The 18,076-nt window shown below is 49.2% G+C and carries 19 protein-coding genes; 4 read left to right on the forward strand and 15 right to left on the reverse strand.

The annotated features are described in order from the left end of the window. Window positions 1-2 precede the first annotated feature (2 nt). From AADZ70_RS11860 to AADZ70_RS11920, 13 genes are all read right to left on the reverse strand, one after another. Window positions 3-650 carry an acetyltransferase gene (locus AADZ70_RS11860; protein WP_342007085.1) on the reverse strand — a complete coding sequence of 216 codons (648 nt, stop codon included), beginning with the start codon at window positions 648-650 and terminating at the stop codon, window positions 3-5. Next, a complete protein-coding gene (locus AADZ70_RS11865; protein ID WP_342007086.1) occupies window positions 647-1,255 on the reverse strand; it encodes a sugar transferase in 609 nt (202 codons plus the stop codon). The genes AADZ70_RS11860 and AADZ70_RS11865 overlap by 4 nt, the downstream gene beginning before the upstream one ends. Then, a complete protein-coding gene (locus tag AADZ70_RS11870) occupies window positions 1,252-2,769 on the reverse strand; it encodes an MATE family efflux transporter (protein WP_064778593.1) in 1,518 nt (505 codons plus the stop codon). The genes AADZ70_RS11865 and AADZ70_RS11870 overlap by 4 nt, the downstream gene beginning before the upstream one ends. Next, entirely contained in the window at window positions 2,766-3,800 is a 1,035-nt protein-coding gene (locus AADZ70_RS11875; protein WP_342007087.1) for a glycosyltransferase, read from the reverse strand. Before AADZ70_RS11875 ends, AADZ70_RS11870 begins: the two co-directional genes overlap by 4 nt. Next, window positions 3,797-4,873, reverse strand: coding sequence for a polysaccharide pyruvyl transferase family protein (locus tag AADZ70_RS11880; protein ID WP_342007088.1), 1,077 nt, complete (start codon window positions 4,871-4,873; stop codon window positions 3,797-3,799). Before AADZ70_RS11880 ends, AADZ70_RS11875 begins: the two co-directional genes overlap by 4 nt. A gap of 4 nt (window positions 4,874-4,877) precedes the next feature. Then, complete coding sequence (locus AADZ70_RS11885) at window positions 4,878-5,915, reverse strand: glycosyltransferase family 2 protein (RefSeq protein ID WP_342007089.1); 1,038 nt, start codon at window positions 5,913-5,915, stop codon at window positions 4,878-4,880. An 18-nt stretch (window positions 5,916-5,933) separates the two neighbouring features. Continuing rightward, window positions 5,934-7,037 carry an EpsG family protein gene (locus AADZ70_RS11890; protein WP_342007090.1) on the reverse strand — a complete coding sequence of 368 codons (1,104 nt, stop codon included), beginning with the start codon at window positions 7,035-7,037 and terminating at the stop codon, window positions 5,934-5,936. A 3-nt stretch (window positions 7,038-7,040) separates the two neighbouring features. Further along, the gene (locus tag AADZ70_RS11895) at window positions 7,041-8,177 is read right to left on the reverse strand and encodes a glycosyltransferase family 1 protein (protein WP_342007091.1); all 1,137 of its coding nucleotides are present in this window, start codon (window positions 8,175-8,177) and stop codon (window positions 7,041-7,043) included. Next, entirely contained in the window at window positions 8,170-9,012 is an 843-nt protein-coding gene (locus AADZ70_RS11900) for a glycosyltransferase (protein ID WP_045925910.1), read from the reverse strand. The genes AADZ70_RS11895 and AADZ70_RS11900 overlap by 8 nt, the downstream gene beginning before the upstream one ends. Beyond that, window positions 9,009-10,148 carry a glycosyltransferase family 4 protein gene (locus tag AADZ70_RS11905; protein WP_342007092.1) on the reverse strand — a complete coding sequence of 380 codons (1,140 nt, stop codon included), beginning with the start codon at window positions 10,146-10,148 and terminating at the stop codon, window positions 9,009-9,011. The genes AADZ70_RS11900 and AADZ70_RS11905 overlap by 4 nt, the downstream gene beginning before the upstream one ends. A gap of 15 nt (window positions 10,149-10,163) precedes the next feature. Further along, window positions 10,164-11,981: a nucleoside-diphosphate sugar epimerase/dehydratase gene (locus tag AADZ70_RS11910; protein WP_327814617.1), complete on the reverse strand. Its 1,818-nt coding sequence runs from the start codon at window positions 11,979-11,981 to the stop codon at window positions 10,164-10,166. A 223-nt stretch (window positions 11,982-12,204) separates the two neighbouring features. Then, window positions 12,205-12,885, reverse strand: coding sequence for a CpsD/CapB family tyrosine-protein kinase (locus AADZ70_RS11915; RefSeq protein WP_016937854.1), 681 nt, complete (start codon window positions 12,883-12,885; stop codon window positions 12,205-12,207). A 5-nt stretch (window positions 12,886-12,890) separates the two neighbouring features. Then, window positions 12,891-13,598, reverse strand: a complete 708-nt coding sequence (locus AADZ70_RS11920; RefSeq protein WP_047477241.1) for a Wzz/FepE/Etk N-terminal domain-containing protein — start codon at window positions 13,596-13,598, stop codon at window positions 12,891-12,893. 244 nt (window positions 13,599-13,842) lie between these two features. Here AADZ70_RS11920 and AADZ70_RS11925 point away from each other — a divergent pair, with 244 nt between their 5' ends. The 3 genes from AADZ70_RS11925 to AADZ70_RS11935 all read left to right on the forward strand — a co-directional run bounded on the left by AADZ70_RS11925 (window position 13,843) and on the right by AADZ70_RS11935 (window position 16,199). Further along, window positions 13,843-14,298: a helix-turn-helix domain-containing protein gene (locus AADZ70_RS11925; protein ID WP_003151541.1), complete on the forward strand. Its 456-nt coding sequence runs from the start codon at window positions 13,843-13,845 to the stop codon at window positions 14,296-14,298. A gap of 80 nt (window positions 14,299-14,378) precedes the next feature. After that, complete coding sequence (locus tag AADZ70_RS11930; RefSeq protein WP_342007093.1) at window positions 14,379-15,842, forward strand: carboxylesterase/lipase family protein; 1,464 nt, start codon at window positions 14,379-14,381, stop codon at window positions 15,840-15,842. Between the two features lie 156 nt (window positions 15,843-15,998). Further along, window positions 15,999-16,199 (forward strand): hypothetical protein, encoded by a 201-nt coding sequence (locus AADZ70_RS11935; RefSeq protein WP_049627452.1) that lies wholly within the window; start codon window positions 15,999-16,001, stop codon window positions 16,197-16,199. A 29-nt stretch (window positions 16,200-16,228) separates the two neighbouring features. Here the strand turns inward: AADZ70_RS11935 and AADZ70_RS11940 are convergent, their stop codons facing one another. Then, window positions 16,229-16,759, reverse strand: a complete 531-nt coding sequence (locus AADZ70_RS11940; RefSeq protein WP_095241296.1) for a dihydrofolate reductase family protein — start codon at window positions 16,757-16,759, stop codon at window positions 16,229-16,231. A gap of 37 nt (window positions 16,760-16,796) precedes the next feature. Beyond that, entirely contained in the window at window positions 16,797-17,432 is a 636-nt protein-coding gene (locus AADZ70_RS11945) for a YitT family protein (protein ID WP_045925904.1), read from the reverse strand. Between the two features lie 119 nt (window positions 17,433-17,551). On the opposite strand from AADZ70_RS11945, the gene AADZ70_RS11950 reads away from it, so the two are divergent. Continuing rightward, window positions 17,552-18,070, forward strand: coding sequence for a GNAT family N-acetyltransferase (locus AADZ70_RS11950; RefSeq protein WP_342007094.1), 519 nt, complete (start codon window positions 17,552-17,554; stop codon window positions 18,068-18,070). Window positions 18,071-18,076: the final 6 nt, after the last annotated feature.

The raw sequence follows: 18,076 nt of genomic DNA on the forward strand, positions 1-18,076 counted from the left end.
AATCATCCTTTTTCATTATGAATAGAGGAGATGACGCGGGCCGGAACGCCGACCGCCGTCACATGGCCGGGAATCCGGCTGATGACGGCAGCCCCCGCGCCGATCACGGACCAAGGACCGATGTCCATCTGCGGTATGACGGACGCGCCGATTCCGACGTGCGCTCCTTCCCCGACTTTCACTCCGCCGGCAAGTGCCGCGCGCGGTGAAAGATGGACGTAATCTCCGATTGTATTGTCATGATCGGCAACCGCACCCGTATTGATGATGCAATGGGCGCCGATGTCAGCGCCCGCCTGAATGACGGCACCCGCCATCACAACCGTTCCGTTTCCGACGGAAGCCGTTTCACTGACGATTGCCTCCGGGTGAATGAGTGCGGCATAATTGTCATGTTCAATCCCAAGCGTTTCAGCAAGCTGCTTTCTGACACTGTTATGTCCGATGCATATCGTGAACACGGCTTCAGGGACGAGTTGCAGAAGCCTGTGCACGTCTTTCGCCCGGCCTGTATATATACCGTTCCGAACCGCAAAACCGCTGAATCCGTCGTCCAATACGCCCGTAAGCTCCATATCAGAACGGGCCTGCACGATTTCCTTCACCACTTTTCCGTGTCCGCCGTTTCCGATCAGCACGACCTTTTTCACGATGACATATCTCCGCTGCCTGTGAAGCGCTTTGCCGTCACTTGGCCGTCTTGGTGTATGCCTTCAGACACGAGAACTTTTTTCACCGTTAAAAGCAGAATCTTTAAGTCGAGAAGGAATGAGCGGTTGTCGACATACCACACGTCAAGCTTGAATTTCTCTTCCCAGGAAATCGCGTTTCTCCCGTTAATCTGCGCCCAGCCCGTAATTCCCGGTTTCACCTCGTGCCGCCGCGCCTGCTCCGCCGTGTAAAGCGGCAGATAATCCATCAGCAAAGGGCGGGGTCCGACCAGACTGATATCGCCTTTAATCACATTAAAAAGCTGGGGAAGCTCATCGATGCTCAGTTTTCTGATGAGCTTTCCCATTTTGGTCAGACGGAGATGATCCGGAAGCAGCACACCGTTTTCATCACGCGCATCCGTCATCGTCCTGAGTTTATACAACGTAAACGGACGCCCGTTATGCCCCGGTCTCGTCTGTTTGAATAATACGGGAGACCCGATGGCGCATCTGACGGCTGCCATGGCGAAGAGAAGAATGACACTTGCGCCGCACAATAACAACATCGCGGCCGCTATATCAAATACACGTTTCACCTTCAAATGTGAACAGCTCCTTTCACTTTTCGGCATTTCTGTAAAGCAAGCCGCCTTTCTTCTTTCGTACAAATGAAGAAAAAAGCGAATGCGGCATAGCTCATGCATACGGCAAGCCCCGCGGCGATCAGACCGGCCCAGCTGTCAAGCGGTGAAAACAGCCGGATACCCCGGCAGACAGCCCAAGCAAATACGGCCGCCGCCAACGGGCCGAACATTCCTTTATAAAACGCGGTTTTCTGAAAGCCGGTAATATGCGAAACATACAGCGGCGTGAAGACGGCATTTTTCAAGATGAGGGAGACAGCCCCGGCAATGGTGATACCGTACAGGCCGAGATGAGCCGGTCCGCTGAGAACCACGGCCAATATGACATTCAGTCCGCCTAAACATAAAGTAACGACGGCGGGCGTTTTTTGTTTATTAAAAGCCGTCCATACGTAAAAAAGCGGCATGACAGAGAGACTGACCGCCAAGTACCCGGCGTGAATGTATAAAAGCGGCGCCGTCTGCACAAATGACGGGCCCAGCCAAATCGCCAGAAACGGTTCGGCAAGCCCTCCCAATAATGCCGCGGGAAGCGCGAGCAGAAGCCCGTTCAGCCGTACGGCCTTATTGGCGTAAGACAGGAGGCCTTCCATATCGCCTTTTGAATAGCAGGAAGTCAAAACCGGCGCAAACAGCGAAGCAAGCGTCCCGGCGAGACTTCTGAGCAAAAGCGGAAATTGGATAATCGCCGCATAAACACCCGCTTCAGACGGTCCCAGCACGAGGTTGGCCGTCATGAGGTCAATCTGCAGAAACAGCAGCACGCCGATCTGATTGACAGAACTCCAGGCACCGGCCGAAAACAGCACTTTACTCGTCTGTAATGACAAGGTTTTACGGCTGAAAGAAAACCACGGAATCAATTTCTTAAAAAAGAAAAACGTCAGCACGGCCGCACAGACGGCTCCCGCTAAAGCTGAAAGCTGGATCTGCCAGATCTTCGGCGGCAGGCACGTAAACAGAGCGAGCACACACAGCACCCTCACCAGCATTTGCACGGCCTGAATGGAACTTGTGATATAAAGCTTGTTGGCAAAAAACGGCCCTGTCGCGAATCCCGCCGTCAAAAACGTCAGCATAAACAGCACACTGCCGATGACGATAGAGAGCCTCACATCCGTTAACAGCCCGGCCGGCACATTCATGATCTTGTCAATATAAAAAGCCGTCCCGGCGAGCGGCACAGCGAGCAAGAGCGATATCACGGCAGACGCGGCTAAATAATTGCTTACATACGCATTGGCCTCATCCCTGTTCCCCCTGTGGGCGGCGACGGTGAAAAACCTCACAACGACAGAGCTCAGCGCAACAGTAATAATCGAGAAATAGTTAATGATATTCTGTGTCAGATGGACAAATCCAAAAGCCTCCACACCTAATGTTTTCACAATAAAGGGCGTCATCCACACTGATAAAAACACCGATAGTAAAAACGCCGTCACATTGGCGCCGAAATTAATGGCAAATTTCATGCTCCTTCCGCACTGCCTTTCTCTTTCGTTTTCCGTTCGAAAAACGCATGCAGAAGAAGCGGAAGGCGCATTTTGCACAGACCGAGCACCACACGCTCTCCCGCCAGCAGCTGTTTATGCCGGCACGGCGTGCTGCGCACCGCCGTTTTTACCATGTCATACGTCAAAATTCTGCCGATGTGCGCCGTAATCTGATGTGACGGCTGCGGGGCGGCGCATGCGTTGGCGATCAGCATCGGGATCTGATGCTTGCACAAATACGTATCGATATCGCCCCGGCAGGCGTCCGTCAGTCCGTTCGCCTCATAAAAAGCCATTTTCGCCTCATATTGCTTCTGAAGTTCGTCATCTAAGTGAGGCTTAAACGGTGTTTCTGTAAGGCTTTGCGGGTTTTCCCGGTACACGTACAGCCCTTCATCTATCACTTTGATACGCGAGGCTTGCTTGAACGCTGCCAAGTTAAACGGAGAATCTTCGGCAAACCGGATATCTTCATGGAACAACAGCCCTTGCAGCGCTTCTCTCCGGTATATATAGCGCCACACATACCAAATAAACCGATGTTCGTGCGCGCGGGTCAGCAATTCAGTCATCTCAGCCGCCGTGAAGATGCGGCCCGGCGGAAGGGACGGCGGCATATACGTTCTTTCTTTAGACGGCGTTTCTTTGTAATAACCGCAGCCGGCGATATCAAGCCGGTTCTTCTCCGCTTCTTCATAAAGCCGCTCGAACATCGTTTCCGCCGCATAGTCATCGCCGTCCGCAAAGCCGATATAACGGCCGCGGGCGGCTTTTATTCCGGCATTGCGGGCCGAGCTGAGGCCGCCGTTTTCTTTATGAATCACCCGGATTCTCGCATCTTCTGCGGCGAATTGTTCAGCAATCCGGCCGGACTGATCCGGTGAGCCGTCATTGACGAAAATGATTTCGATGTCTCTCAGCGTCTGTTTTGTTAAAGATACTGCGCATTCTTTTATAAAAGGCTCTGTCTTATACATCGGGACGATCACGCTCACAAGCGGCGCGTTCATTGGGCATCACCGCTGATTTTCGAGCGCAGCCCGGCAAAATAAACACTGCGCAAAGAACCGTCTGCCTCATGCTTGCCGCTCAGCAGCCCGTTTACAGCGGCCGTCACGGCTTCAGGCTCCGGACGTTCAAGCAGTGTCATGTTCGGTATATGTTCCAGCCATTGAAAGCCTTCCATCACTTTATGATCAAACGAACGAATGACAACACAAGGCGTTTTCGTCAGCGCGCAAAAAATCATCCCGTGAAGCCTGTCAGTGACTACCGCCTCCGCGCCTTTCAGCGTATTCCACAGCGCCTCCAGCTCCCCTTCGCGTGTATGGCGGCTGACCCTCCGGCCGACCGTCGTGGTAAAGCTATGCAGCTCTCCGTACTCTTTTTTCAAAGCTTCTTTTACCATCGTTCTTTCCTCAGCTGACAGCGCACTCTCCTTATCCTCTCGTAAACAAAGGTAGATCCCTTCCCGCGGGATGCGCCGCTCGCTTTTGTCCAAATATAAGACCATATCAGGCTGTTTGAGCACAGTTTTTCCGGGAAAATGCCGCTTCATCCACTGATACGTCGTCTCATCTCTCGCCATCAGCAGAAGGTCGGGATGCGCATTGTACACTTTTTGGGCGCGTTTCAGTTCCTTCCGCCCCTTTTTTGAATCAGAAAAGTGAGCCGTCGCCGGAAGCTGAACGATCCGATACTGCCGGAATGTTTTTATAATAAAACGGCGCGTCCATTCCTCATACCGGTACAAATCCCCCATGTTTCCGCCGCCGATGATGAATACCATATCATCGGGATGGCGCTTTTTGATCAGCGCTTTTGCGGACCTGTAAATATCCTTCATATCGACCTCAATCAGATCAAAATCGGGATATTCCCGTTCAAGAAACGTTTTGCTTGCATAAGCGATGGCATGATCACCGAGATTATCGTGGGACGGAAGCAGCGTCAGAATGATCTTTTTTCTTGCCGCTGTATGCTCCGCCCTGTCCGCTGCCGTTCCGAAATGAAATTGGGACGGGTATTTGACCTTTAGCAAAAGCCATTCCGCGAGATTGATTTTTAAAGATTGTATCGACATGTCTTCACCCTCTGATTTTCATTTTGTACTCGATTGCCCGCTGATACGCGGCTGATGCCAGCGATACGAACGGAATCAGCTTCAGCCTCGCCAAAAGCAGAAGGCATGAGCGTTTGGCGTCAAACGGCGCCGTTCCGGTTTTGGAAAGACTCAGCCGGAACACGGGATCAGCGCATACCCGGCTGATATTCCGCCATTTTTCGGAGAACCGGCCGCCGTTATTCCGCTTCCATTCATTCAGCAGGCAGACTGTTCCGTGCTGGACGATAAAATAATCAAGCTCCTGCCGGTATTCCTGTAAGCAGCCGTTTTCACGCAAAAAAGCCTCGTTCAGCCGATAGAGAACGAGACCTGAGTCAAACAGCTTTTTCTGATAGCTTTGTACAATAGAAGTCAAGTGAATCCGATAATGATAGAGCGGCTGATCCACGTACGAGACCGCACCGGCGAAAACATGCGCCCGGAGGCTGAAGTACTGATCCTCCACGTGCTCAAGCTCATCCCGAAGCGGAAAGCGCAGCCGATGCTGTTCGATCATAGCCCTTTTGTACAGCTTGTTCCATGAAAATCCGCTGACTCTTCCTTCGAATAAATCTTTTAGGTACAGCTGTTTCGGACGGCCCTCGTATGCTGAAGCGATCGTTGAAACGGCGGTTTTCCCCGTCTCCGCAAATTCGGCCGCATATTCGCAAATCACGAGATCAGCCTGATGAGCCTTCGCTTTTTCATACATGCGCAGGCAATAATCGGGTTCAACCCAGTCGTCCGCATCAATAAAAGCGATAAATTCGCCGCGCGCCGCCTCAATCCCCTTGTTGCGGACCGCGCCGAGTCCCTGGTTTTGCTGATGTATGACCCGGATTCTCTCATCCCGTTTCTGATAGGTTTCAAGAATGTCCGGGCTTTGATCCGTTGATCCATCATTGACGGCGATGATTTCGATATTGGCGAGCGACTGATTGAGCAATGAATCTAAGCATCTTTCTAAATAAGTTTCCGTATTATACACAGCAATTAATAAACTGACCGCGGGTGTTTCCATATAAACCTCCAGTATCCATTACCGGGAAAAAATCGTTCTGTACGGAAGCACAGACGAATCGACCGGCATAAGCAAATAGCTGTAAAGAAAATAACAGACAATAATGGCGATATAGATCAGCGCATTCGATTTTTCATCAAAAATCCTCACAAAATAAGGGATCAGAATCATTTGGTAAAGGCCGAAATATATATTAAACCGGGCGAAAATAACGTCCTTTGTCGCCAAAAGACCGAAGAGCAGGCCGAGCAGACAGAAATTCACGATAACATCAATGTCAGGCCAGAGCTTCCGCAGCCGCTCCCGGTAGCAGAAAGCCAAAAACAGCGGCAGCAGCAGCACCGCGATTTTTACGACGTTCATCCCGTTCGTATTCGTCATCAGCCATTTCTCATAATGGCCGTACGAGCTGTTTTCCAGCACGACGACAAACAGCGAAATGAACTTCTGATACAGAAACGTCATAAGAAGAAACAATGCCGACAGTCCGAAAATCGCGGGCGACCAGGCTCTTTTTCTGACAATGAAATAAACCGGAATCATGATTAAGGCCGAGGAATGAAAGAGCGAACACAACAGCACGATGGACATATAACGCTTCCAGCTTCCATTTATCACATAGCGGACTGCCCAAAACAAAACGGCCGCCACCATATACTGCCTGATTCCGTTAAAGGAAGCGTAATAATGATACGTGCCCAAAAACAAAAACACACTCAGTTCAAACGGACGTCCGAACTCAACGAGCCCCTTTAAAATAAAGCTGCATGTCACGACCGCCACGGTGAAATACATAATTTGCGGATCTTTCGTGATAAAATTCATGAGCCAGATAAGAGCGGTAAATCCCGGATCAACGGCTGCTTTTTTCGCTCCGAACCCGAAGATCTCCCATATGCTCCCGTAATTTCCCGCCAGCTTGTACATCAGCGCGTACGTCTGAAAATCCGTCCCGACTCTGTAACGCAAACCGGAAACCAATACAAGCGATAGCAGCGGAACGAGCATGACGAGCTGATTCGGCCGGTACCCGGTTGAAAGCGATTGATCACGCCCGCCGCACATTTTCGCGAACCATGACCAAATATAAACAATTCCCATATTGACTACATATACAATCATTCGTTACTGTTCCTTTTCACAGTTCATATTGTAAAGCTTCATAACAGCTCCCGCATTCTCTCCCACGTCATATCCCAGCCGTCCGAGGGTTTCTTTAATGCGCGCCCTGCCAGGCTTTGGCGCCTCAGCTGCCCGCAAAATCGCGGATGCCCATCGTTCAGGCGGTTCTTTGAGGCTGAGCCTTTTGACCAGCCCGAGCCCGGCATCGGCTTCTTCTGTAATGCCGTCTGATATGACGCACGGCACCCCGGAGGCCTGCGCTTCAACAAGCGTGACGGGCAGCCCCTCATAAAGAGACGGCATGACAAATACATCCAGCGTTTTCAGCAGATCATGAACGCGATCCTCTACACCGATAAAACGCACAGCAGCATCAAGCCCCAGCTTCTCCGCCAGTTTTTCCATATCGGTGCGAAGCGGACCGTCTCCGGCGAGGATCAGCTGTAAACCGATGCCCCGCTCTTTCATATCAGCGGCCAGCCGAAGCAGAAATTCGTGGTTTTTCTCCTCTGTAAAGCGGCCGATATGACCGATCACCAATCGGCCGGCGGCAATGCCCCGCTTCCTTTTTTCAGATTCTATGTCCGCGCGTCCGCCGGCAAATAAGTCAAGATCAATGCCGTTCGGCAAAAGCCGCACGCCTTTTTGTTCTCCGAATAAGAAACGGCCCGCTTCTTCTCCGCAGGCGCACAGTGCGGTGGCATTGGCCGTAATCAGCCGCCGGAACACAAACATCTGCATCTTGCCGAGCCCGGACGACCGCCCCCGCCACGATGTGCTGTGCGAATGACAGATCCGCACGGGGACGCCTGCTAAACGAGCGGCCAATGCGATAAATCCCGACTGAAAATCGGTATGAGCATGCACGGCGGCAAACGGTCCTTTTTCCTGAATCACCCGTTTGACCTGTTTCACAAAAGTAATCGGGTTTGTGCTGCCGATGCTCGGCACATAAAAAAGCCGTCCGCCGAGAGCAAGAATTTCCTCATCATAAGCGCACGGATCGTTCCTATGGGTTAAAAAGTCAAATTGCACCTTCGTTTTGTCCATCTTCCGGTACAAATTCATCATCATCGTTTCTGCGCCGCCTCTGTTCATCCCGCTGAAAATGTGCAGCACCCGCGCCGGTTTGTCAGTCATGTTCGGCAAGCCCTTCTTTTTGGCGGACGTCCCTGTTTTTATGATAACGGTTCATGACCGCGGGCGGCGTGATAGCGCGGATGAGCGGTTTTGCGATATACACGTAATGGGAAAGCGGCAGTTTCAGCCGTCTGCACGCCTGAAAAACGAGCACCGCGTTATCAATGGAATACGTAAACGATCTCCGTTTAAACGCATCGCTGTCCTCTCTGACTTTATACAGCGTTTCCTGAAGGTTGTACCCTCGAAAACCCGCTTCAAAAAAGCGCAGCCACAAATCGATATCCTCCATCCGCCGCGTCCGCCTGACTGACCGGTAGCCGCCGAGCGCTTTGTACGCTTCGGCCCGCATCATAATGGTGCCGTGGCAGAACGGTGTGCCTTTCGCCATAATTCCCGGTTTCGGCACGGGCGGCAAAAGCCGGGCGCCCCTGACGCCGAATTCGTCAAATACGAGCATACCCGTGCCGACGACTTGATAGTGGGCGTGCTTGTTTAAGAAAGCGGCCTGTTTTTCCAATCTTCTCGGGACGGATATGTCATCACCGTCCTGCCTGGCGATATAATCCCCCGTTGCGTATGTCAGACAGCGGTTCAGCGAAGCGGCAAGCCGTTGATTTGTCTTATTTTGAATCAGCGTGATCCGGTCGCTGTAATGGTCCGCATAGCGGCGCGCAATCTGATACGTTCCGTCAGTTGATGCGTCATCACACATAATCAGTTCCCAATTCTTATAAGATTGGCTCAGGATGGATTCAATACTCTCCGCTAAAGTCTGTTCGCAATTATAAATCCCCATGATAACGGAAATTTTCGGTTGTGCTCCTGCATTCATACGCTTTTCTCCTTTTTATCCATATAGCCGGCGTAAATATGCGCCATTTCCTTTACCGTGCGTGTTTCTGAAAAACATTCCGCCGTACTGCGCCCTTTTTGCCCCATTGCTTTTCGCAGGCCGGGGGAGCGGTACAGCTTTTCAATCCGATCGGCAAACGCTGCGCTGTCTCCGGCCGGCACGAGAAAACCATTCACACCGTCTTCGATGATCTCACGGTGCCCCCTGTTGTCCGCGGCAACGACGGGCTTTTCGGCAGCCATCCCCTCAAGCAGATTCATACCGAGCCCTTCGCGGAGACTTGAGGCGACAGACAGATCGGCAAGCTGAATCAGCTCATGAATGTCGCGGCAAAAACCGTAAAATCGCACAATGTCGGATACCCCAAGTGATTCAGCCTTTTTTCTGTACGGCTCTTCCATCGCGCCTTCTCCGGCAAACACGAGTTTCAGCTCCGGGATGCTGCGCTTCAGCAAGGCCGCAGACTCAATGAGGATACCCTGATTTTTGTTGCCGTTTAATTCGGCGGGATATACGAGGATAAATTCCCCGGCGCTGAAGCCGTGTTTTTTTCTCAGCCGTTCACTTTCTCCCCGGCTCACAGGGCAGAACCTGTCTGTATTAACACCGATGCCGTGTATTTTTTTCGCGTCGCAATCCGTTTTTTTCATTTGCTTGGCCCGTTCGAAATCTTCTTCATTAATGGTAATGAGACAATCTGTATAAGAAGAGAGAAATTTTTCGATCGGGTAATAAAGAAGCCAGTTCTTCAGAGGCGCTCCGTCGCAGAAGTGAAAGCCGTGCGCAGTGTACAGCACCTTTGTCCCTTTTTGGCGCGCTTGTCTCGCAGCAAGGCGGGTGAGTACGCCGCCGACCGGCGTATGACAGTGAATCATGTCATAGCCGTTGTCTTGAATGAGCTGCTTCAGCCGCCTGTAAACAGAAAGATTTTCGGGATGAAACGGGGAGCGCCGGATCGGAATGGAAAACTTTTTATCAACGAACGGAAGGTTCATATGACCGCCTGCCGCGACATGCACCTCCCAGCCCATATCCTGAAACCATTGAAAATACGGAAGATGAAAGGCTTTAAAATGATAATCGACTGTGGCGCAGAATAATACTTTTTTCGTCATCTTTCTGTCCTCCCATCACACGCCTGCGGCCGCTTCTTCATGTACTGATTCAATCGCCTCAAACAGCCGTTTTCTCAGCTCATCTTCAGGCAGACGGCTGAATTCCTCCATAAAACGGATGAGCACGCCCCAATCCCCGTCGATCGCTTTCCCGATATGGATTTTCGGGAAAATCTGTTCCGTATGTACTTCATTATGATTCAGCAGTTCTTCATACATCTTTTCTCCCGGGCGGATGCCTGAGAATTCAATGGGAATCTGTTCTGTCGTATAGCCTGATAAATGAATCAGGTTCTTTGCCAAGTCGACGATTTTGACGGGCTCTCCCATATCCAGAACGAAAATCTGCCGCCCTTTTGCAAGCGCCCCCGCCTGAATGACGAGTCTTGACGCTTCGGGAATCGTCATAAAATATCTTGTCATCGCCGGATGCGTGACGGTGACGGGTCCGCCTTTTTCAATCTGCTTTTTAAAAATCGGAATGACGCTGCCGCGGCTTCCGAGCACATTTCCGAAACGGACGGCGGCGAATTTGGTGCGGCTGACCTTTCCGAGGTTCATGATGACCATTTCCGCAAACCGCTTCGTCGCGCCCATGACATTGGCCGGATTGACCGCTTTGTCAGAAGAAATCAGCACGAATGTTTCTGTTCCGCACATATCGGCGGCTTCGGCGACATTTTTCGTGCCGATAATATTGTTTTTGACGGCTTCTTCCGGATTATGTTCCATTAACGGCACATGTTTATGAGCGGCCGCATGATAGACGACGTGCGGCTCGTATTTCTTCATCAATGTAAAGATTTTATCTCTGTCCTGAATATCGGCAATCTCCGCGTGAAAAAGCACCTCTTTGCCGAAGCGTGCGGACAGTTCGTTATGCACCGAATAAATGCTGTTCTCCCCGTGGCCGAGAAGGACGATTTCATGGGGAAGAAACGCGCTGATCTGGCGGCAGATTTCAGAACCGATAGAGCCGCCGGCGCCCGTGACCAGAATCGTTTTCCCCTTTATGCTGTCAGAAATTTTGCTCGTATCAAGGGTGACCGGCTTTCTGCCGAGGAGATCTTCGGCTTTTACATCCCTGATGTTTCCGGCAGCCTGCGTTCCGAGCAGGATCTCATCAAATTGCGGCATGATTTTAATATGGGCGCCCGTCTGCACACATTCTTTGTACAGCGTTTGGAGCTCATGGGGGCAAAGAGACGGAATGGCGATGATGATATGATGAATTCTCAGCCTCTGCACCGCCGGCATAATGCTTTCTTTTCCGCCGATGACGGGCAGACCCATAATTTTGAGCTTATGCTTCGTCTGATCATCATCAATAAAAGCCACCGGCATGATCCCGAGATCATTTTTCTGCGTAAGCTGACGGGCGAGCAGCGTCCCCCCTGCGCCCGCGCCGATGATCAGCGCCCGGGAAGAGTCCTTTTGCTTCCTGCCGATCGTTTCTTTCAGCACGCGCGAAATCATCCGGCTTCCTCCGATAAACAAGAGCTGAATCATCCAGCTGACGGCTAAAAGCCGGAACAAAATCGTGTGGAACACCCCGTATTGGACGGCGGCTGTCACGGCTGCGGACAGAGTGATCCCCTTCAGCAGATCAAGCAGCTCGCCTATTCCCGTATACGTCCATACCTGCTTATACTGATGAAACATAAAAGCGCATACATGGTGGCTGATCAGCATGCTCACGGCGGTCAGTAATAACGCTCCGGAGTCATAAAAGTGATAAGAATCCTCAAAAAATTGATATCCTATAACAACGGAAAGTAAAACGAGATACGTATCCAATGCAAAAATCATTGAAAGTCTTCTCCGGTAAGTCAATCTTTCCCCTCCTCATTTATCGGTTTAGCTGGTACGGTTTTCGTAAAAAAACTGGCATAACAGCTAAAACGATAACAATGCAGCATTAAAATAAATTGGGCATTTAACCCGTCCTCACACCCCGCCACCGACGACCAGCATCTAAGGCAGCAGCAGAAACCGCTGCCCACAGCAGAGCCGAGTGCCTCCGTTGATAAAGGTAAGGAGACATCACCTGCACTGCTCAATACGAGTAGTGCTCTGTTTTTTTGATTTTCTTTTTATTCAGCAGCGCGCCCAGAAGCTTCGCCTTTGACTGCTGGAGCGCGTCTTTCGCCTTTTGGACGGTATCCATTTTCGTTTTTCCGCTCAAAACGACGAGAACGCTTCCATCCGTCTGGTTTGCTAAAATCTGTCCGTCAGCCACCGCCAAAAGCGGAGGTGAGTCGAAAACAACAAGACTGTACCGGCTGTACATCTCCTGAATCAGCTCTCCCATCGCCTTTGAGGACAAAAGCTCTGCCGGATTCGGCGGCGTCGGCCCGCTCGTTAGGACATAGAGGTTGTCAATCAGCGTTTTTTGCACCGTTTCATCGAGGGAAGCGTTTCCGACTAACACATTCGTAAGGCCTTGTACATTTTCAAGCTGATAAGTCTCGTGTATCGTCGGTTTTCGTAAATCCGCATCGACGAGCAGCACCTTTTTCTCCTGCTGCGCAAATACCGCGGCAAGATTGGCGGCGCTGAATGATTTTCCTTCTCCCGGAACGGAAGAAGTGACGAGAATGGAGCGCAGATGGGTCTGGACAGAGGAAAACTCAATATTTGTCCGAATGGTGCGGTATTGTTCAGCCACCAATGATTTGTGATGTAAAACAGATATTTGAGCCAATCCCCGTCTTGACTTCTTTTTTCTGAATCCCAAACGCCTCACTCCCCGAAATGTTTTTCATCAGACCGTGTCTGCTGATTTTTGATATCATACACAACCCCTAAAACGGGCAAGTCCGTTTTTTCGCTGAGCTGCCGCTCGCTCTTAACGGTTTCATCAAGAAAGTGGAGAAAAAACGCAAGCGTCACACCGGCCATAAGAGCCGCACCGAATGCCATCATGATATTCCGGATGCGCGAAGGCTTGACCATCGGGCTTTCCGATGCTTTCGCCTCAGACAAAACGATGACGCCTTTTATATTCATCCTGTCGCGGACTTCTTTTTTAAATGTCTTCATCAGCGTGTTCGCTATAGCGGCGGCCTTTTTCGGATTCTCATCCTGCACCGCTGCGGTGATGATTTCTGAATCGGTTTCGCTGCTTGTCGTGATCTTCGCTTTTAAAGCGGATGCCGTCTCAGAAAGATGCAGCGTCTGTTTCACTTTCTCAAGCACAACCGGGCTTTTCATTATCGTTTGAAACGTGGTGCTGTAATGAAGATTCAGCTGAACGTCGCTGAGATTCGAATTTTTTTCACCGCTTGTTTCATGAATGAGCACTTGTGTCGACGCCTGATAAACGGGCGAAATCACCCGGAATTGGATGTATCCCGTTATCAGCGTCACCGCTGCTGTCATGATAAAAATCAGTAAAAATCTGTGCTTAATAATGTCAAATAATTCTTTAAAACTCATATTCTCATTCATGTAATATACAGCCTCATCCTTGTTGCATCAGGCTTAAACGCCCCCTTCTGTTAATGATTGGATTATAAAAGAAAAGCTCGAAATTTGAAAATTTCAAATTAAGCCATTTGGTTCTTTTTAGAGAACATTATCGTGATTTTCCTCTTATTTACTGCACTTACCTTTCAATTTTAAATTTTATAAAGAACGAAAAATTTCTTATAATGAACGAAAAATGTCAGTATGCAGGGGAGAATTCAGCACAATGATTGGAAGAATAATACGTTTATACCGCAGAAGAAAAGGCTACTCTATTAATCAGCTAGCAGTCGAAGCAGGAGTCTCTAAATCTTATTTAAGCAAGATAGAACGGGGGGTTCACTCAAATCCGTCCATCCAATTTCTTAAAAAAGTGTCCGCCACCCTTCAAGTCGATCTGACGGAGCTTTTTGATGCCGAAACGATGCTGCATCACATGGGAGGCACGGAAGATGAGTGGCGCATTCATCTCGTGCAGGCTGTGCAGTCAGGCATGCCGAAAGAAGAACTGTTCACCTTTACGAACAAACTGACTGAAAAACGGCCGGAGCCCGCACCCTACCGCAACAGAAAACTGACTGAATCGAACATTGAGGAATGGAAAGCGCTGATGCAGGAAGCAAAAGAACTCGGCTTGTCCGTTCAGGAAGTCAGATCATTTTTAGAACGGAAACGTTACTGATCATATGCAGATGAAAGGGATTTCATTCGCTTCATGTCTTCATCTCTGTATATAATGAAAAGAAAAAAGGGGATGAAGTCATGACAAAACTTACCGTTCAAACCCGCTGCGGCGCATTAAAAGGAACGGCCGGCCGCGGTGTCCGCACATGGAAGGGCATACCTTACGCCAAGCCGCCCGTCGGAGTGCTGAGATTTAAAGCGCCGGAGCCGCCCGCACCTTGGGACGGCGTAAAACATGCCGACTCGTTCGGACCGGTTTGTCCGCAGCCCGCTGATTTGCTGTCCATGTCGTTTTCCGGAGAAGTTCCGCCTCAATCTGAAGATTGCCTTTACCTCAATGTGTTCGCCCCAGAATCAGAGGGTGTGAAACGGCCTGTCATGGTATGGATTCACGGCGGCGCATTTTTTTTAGGCGCCGGAAGCGAACCGATTTACGACGGGTCTGCTCTTGCCGCTGAAGGAGATGTCATTGTGGTGACACTTAATTACAGGCTCGGGCCGTTCGGTTTTTTACATTTGTCTTCTATTTCTGACGCGTATCCCGGCAATATCGGCCTGCTCGATCAGATCGCCGCGCTGCGCTGGGTGAAGGACAATATTTCCGCTTTTGGAGGGGACCCTGATAACGTCACGGTATTTGGTGAATCGGCAGGCGGCATGAGCATCGCCTCCCTTATGGCAATGCCTGACGCAAAAGGCCTGTTTCATAAAGTCATTTTAGAAAGCGGGGCCTCTCAGACGATGACTGCTGATATGGCAAAAGACATTGCCGAGACTTTTATCAGCGAGGCCGGTATTAAGACAGATGATATGAGCAAATTGCATACCCTCCCGACAGATGACATTCTCACAGCTGCCGGAAAAGTGAACAGTATAAAGGGACAGAATATTTTTCATCTTTTTTATCAGCCGGCCATAGATCCGGCCACATTGCCGAAGGAACCTGAAAAAGCGATTCACGGCGGTGCGGCAGAAGGCATACCGATACTCATCGGCACCAATCGGGATGAAGGATATTTATTTTTCACCCCTGATTCACCTGTTCATTCCGAACAGGAGCACGCCGATTATTTGCGCCATCACCTTGGAGAAGAAGGCTATTTGCAAGCGGCACCCTTATATCCTCATTCCTTAACGGGACAAATTGATATGATGACGGATTTGAAATTCTGGCGGCCGGCTGTCGCTTTCGCACAAGGACAATCGCGATTCGCACCCGTCTGGATGTACCGCTTTGACTGGCATGGCGAAACACCGCCGTTTCATAAAGCGGTTCACGCTCTGGAATTGCCGTTTGTGTTCGGAAACTTTGATTCTTTGAAAAAAACGCTGAAGGAACCGCTCGGTGAAGATGCAAAAGAGCTCTCCAGGCTGATGCAATCCTCATGGCTGGCCTTTGCGAAAAAAGGAAACCCGGACACCGATCAGCTCCATTGGCCTCAGTATGAAACAGGCTCGCGTGAGACGCTCATTTTCAACACAGCCGTCTCGACGGAAAGTGATCCCGATTCCGCTAAACGCCGCATCCTGTTTCAAGCATAAAAAAACCCCAAGGGATCAGGTTCCCTTGGGGTTTCGTTTTCATCCCAGTTCAGACCTCAGTCATTCAACTTCGCAGAATATCATTTTCCATATTAACCCTTATATGTTATATTCCTTTATAACTGATCATCTAACCATTCATAAAGGAGTTTTTATATGGAGAAATCAAGCATTATCGGCACAGCTGCCGTTATCATCGGGGCGCTGATGATCTTAGTTTCAGTTGTCTTCCTGCGCGACACTGATTTCTATGCCGTGAGGTGGATAGGCGCTGTCATCATGGCTGCAGGATTTTCATACGGGCCGGCCCACACAATTTCAAAACATAAAAACAAACATGAAAAAGAAACCCGGTAACCTTACTGGGTTTCTTTCATCTATTTCATTTATCTCACTTCATAGTGCAATTCCGCAAATTGTTTATAGCGCCGGACATCCGTCAGCTTCAGCCCGGTCTCCCGATCTCTGGGTTTAAATAACGGAATTCCCCGGCCGAGCAGAACAGGGGCGACCTGAATGATAAACTCATCGACAAGTTTTTCCTCCAAAACGGGGTGCAGCAAATCACTCCCGCCGACAATCCAAATCCGCTTGCCTTCTTGGCGTTTCAACGCTTGTATAAAACCGGCAGGCTCTTCATGAATAAACCGCACATTTTCAGTACGCCCGGTCAATGTCCGCGAAAACACATAGCACTCTTTTCCCTTATACAGAAACTCCTCGGGAAATAACGTCATAATTTCATCATATGTTTTTCTGCCCATAATGATCGTATCGACAGATTCATAGAAAGATGCATAATCGGTGTCTTCTTCACCTTCAGTCCCGATTAACCAATCCAAAGAATGATTTTCCCGCGCAAGATAGCCATCTGCGCTGACAGCACCGTAAAAAACGAGCTTTCTTTGACCGCCCATGAAAAATCCCTCCCCCTTTTTTACAAGTTCATACAAACTAATTATACCATTTTTTCTTATCTTTCTGCTTTTGAGATGCTGTTAAAATACCGTCTATCCATCTTCCTGTAATCGGCATAAAGAAATGAAGGATGAGCCCTCCTAAACAAAAGGTTAATAACGTCCCGATGCCGACCGGACCTTTTAAGATCAATGCCAATATGAAAAACACGAAGTAAATGACCGTTCTTGAAAAAAAGATGCTTCTCCCTGTTAATTCGCGGATAATCAACGTTAACCGATCAACCGGGATCGGTGCGAAATTTGTGTGCAAATAAGCCGCGGTTCCAATCCCTATTACAACCAAACCGATGGCAAAACAACCCGCTTTTTCGTACCATGGTTCAGGCACTATGAAACGATGCAGGAAAAACAGCCACATATCAATCCCGATTCCCGTTATAAACGCCGTAATCATCCCTGAAAATTCCGGTCTTTGTCTTTTTAACATTGAATTGCAGCATATTAACAGGAAAGCTATGATGATTTCCCAGCTTCCTACAGTCAGCCCAGCATGTACAGACAGCCCCACGATTAGCGCATCGAAAGGCGACGTTCCAAGATCAGATTGAATCGTGACAGAAATACCAAAAGTTAATATAATGATTCCCAAAATATAAAAAACATATCTCATGTTACCGGCCTCATTTTCATATTTTATGTTGCAAATACAACAAAATCACGTTATGTTTAATATACGGTATTTTTATTGCAATTACAATATTTCATAAATAAGAAAGGAGCTGTATGAACATGAGCATCAAATTAAAAAAATGCAGCCTCGACGATATAACAGCACTCCGGGAGATAAGCATTGACACATTCAATGATACATTTACAGATCAAAATTCACTTGAAAATATGAAGGCTTATTTGGAAAATGCATTCCACACTGAAAAGCTGAAAACGGAATTATCCAATCTGTCTTCACAATTCTATTTTGTCTATTATGATGATGATCTTGCGGGATATGTAAAAATCAACATGGATGAAGCTCAATCAGAAAAAATGGGTGATGATTCTCTGGAAATTGAGAGAATTTATATAAGAAAAAACCATCAGAAACACGGGCTTGGCAAATATCTGCTGAATGAAGCTGTGAAAATCGCTGCCGAACACAACAAAAAGAAAATCTGGCTTGGCGTATGGGAAAAAAACGAAAACGCAATCGCCTTTTATAAAAAAATGGGGTTTGTCCAAACGGGAGAACACTCTTTTTTTATGGGGGATGACGAACAAGTCGACTTTATCATGACCAAAACCCTGTCGTAGGATTTC

The sequence above is a fragment of the Bacillus sp. YBsi01 genome, from assembly GCF_038406745.1.
GTDB lineage: Bacteria > Bacillota > Bacilli > Bacillales > Bacillaceae > Bacillus > Bacillus siamensis.

Excerpts from the sequence above, each read along its gene's own strand:
- AADZ70_RS11945 (WP_045925904.1), bottom strand. The coding sequence starts at position 17,432 with ATGAGATATGTTTTTTATATTTTGGGAATCATTATATTAACTTTTGGT.
- AADZ70_RS11895 (WP_342007091.1), bottom strand. The coding sequence starts at position 8,177 with ATGACTGACAAACCGGCGCGGGTGCTGCACATTTTCAGCGGGATGAAC.
- AADZ70_RS11875 (WP_342007087.1), bottom strand. The coding sequence starts at position 3,800 with ATGAACGCGCCGCTTGTGAGCGTGATCGTCCCGATGTATAAGACAGAG.
- AADZ70_RS11920 (WP_047477241.1), bottom strand. The coding sequence starts at position 13,598 with ATGAATGAGAATATGAGTTTTAAAGAATTATTTGACATTATTAAGCAC.
- AADZ70_RS11870 (WP_064778593.1), bottom strand. The coding sequence starts at position 2,769 with ATGAAATTTGCCATTAATTTCGGCGCCAATGTGACGGCGTTTTTACTA.
- AADZ70_RS11890 (WP_342007090.1), bottom strand. The coding sequence starts at position 7,037 with ATGATTGTATATGTAGTCAATATGGGAATTGTTTATATTTGGTCATGG.
- AADZ70_RS11925 (WP_003151541.1), top strand. The coding sequence starts at position 13,843 with ATGATTGGAAGAATAATACGTTTATACCGCAGAAGAAAAGGCTACTCT.
- AADZ70_RS11935 (WP_049627452.1), top strand. The coding sequence starts at position 15,999 with ATGGAGAAATCAAGCATTATCGGCACAGCTGCCGTTATCATCGGGGCG.
- AADZ70_RS11950 (WP_342007094.1), top strand. The coding sequence starts at position 17,552 with ATGAGCATCAAATTAAAAAAATGCAGCCTCGACGATATAACAGCACTC.
- AADZ70_RS11900 (WP_045925910.1), bottom strand. The coding sequence starts at position 9,012 with ATGAATGCAGGAGCACAACCGAAAATTTCCGTTATCATGGGGATTTAT.
- AADZ70_RS11885 (WP_342007089.1), bottom strand. The coding sequence starts at position 5,915 with ATGGAAACACCCGCGGTCAGTTTATTAATTGCTGTGTATAATACGGAA.
- AADZ70_RS11880 (WP_342007088.1), bottom strand. The coding sequence starts at position 4,873 with ATGTCGATACAATCTTTAAAAATCAATCTCGCGGAATGGCTTTTGCTA.
- AADZ70_RS11940 (WP_095241296.1), bottom strand. The coding sequence starts at position 16,759 with ATGGGCGGTCAAAGAAAGCTCGTTTTTTACGGTGCTGTCAGCGCAGAT.
- AADZ70_RS11930 (WP_342007093.1), top strand. The coding sequence starts at position 14,379 with ATGACAAAACTTACCGTTCAAACCCGCTGCGGCGCATTAAAAGGAACG.
- AADZ70_RS11905 (WP_342007092.1), bottom strand. The coding sequence starts at position 10,148 with ATGACGAAAAAAGTATTATTCTGCGCCACAGTCGATTATCATTTTAAA.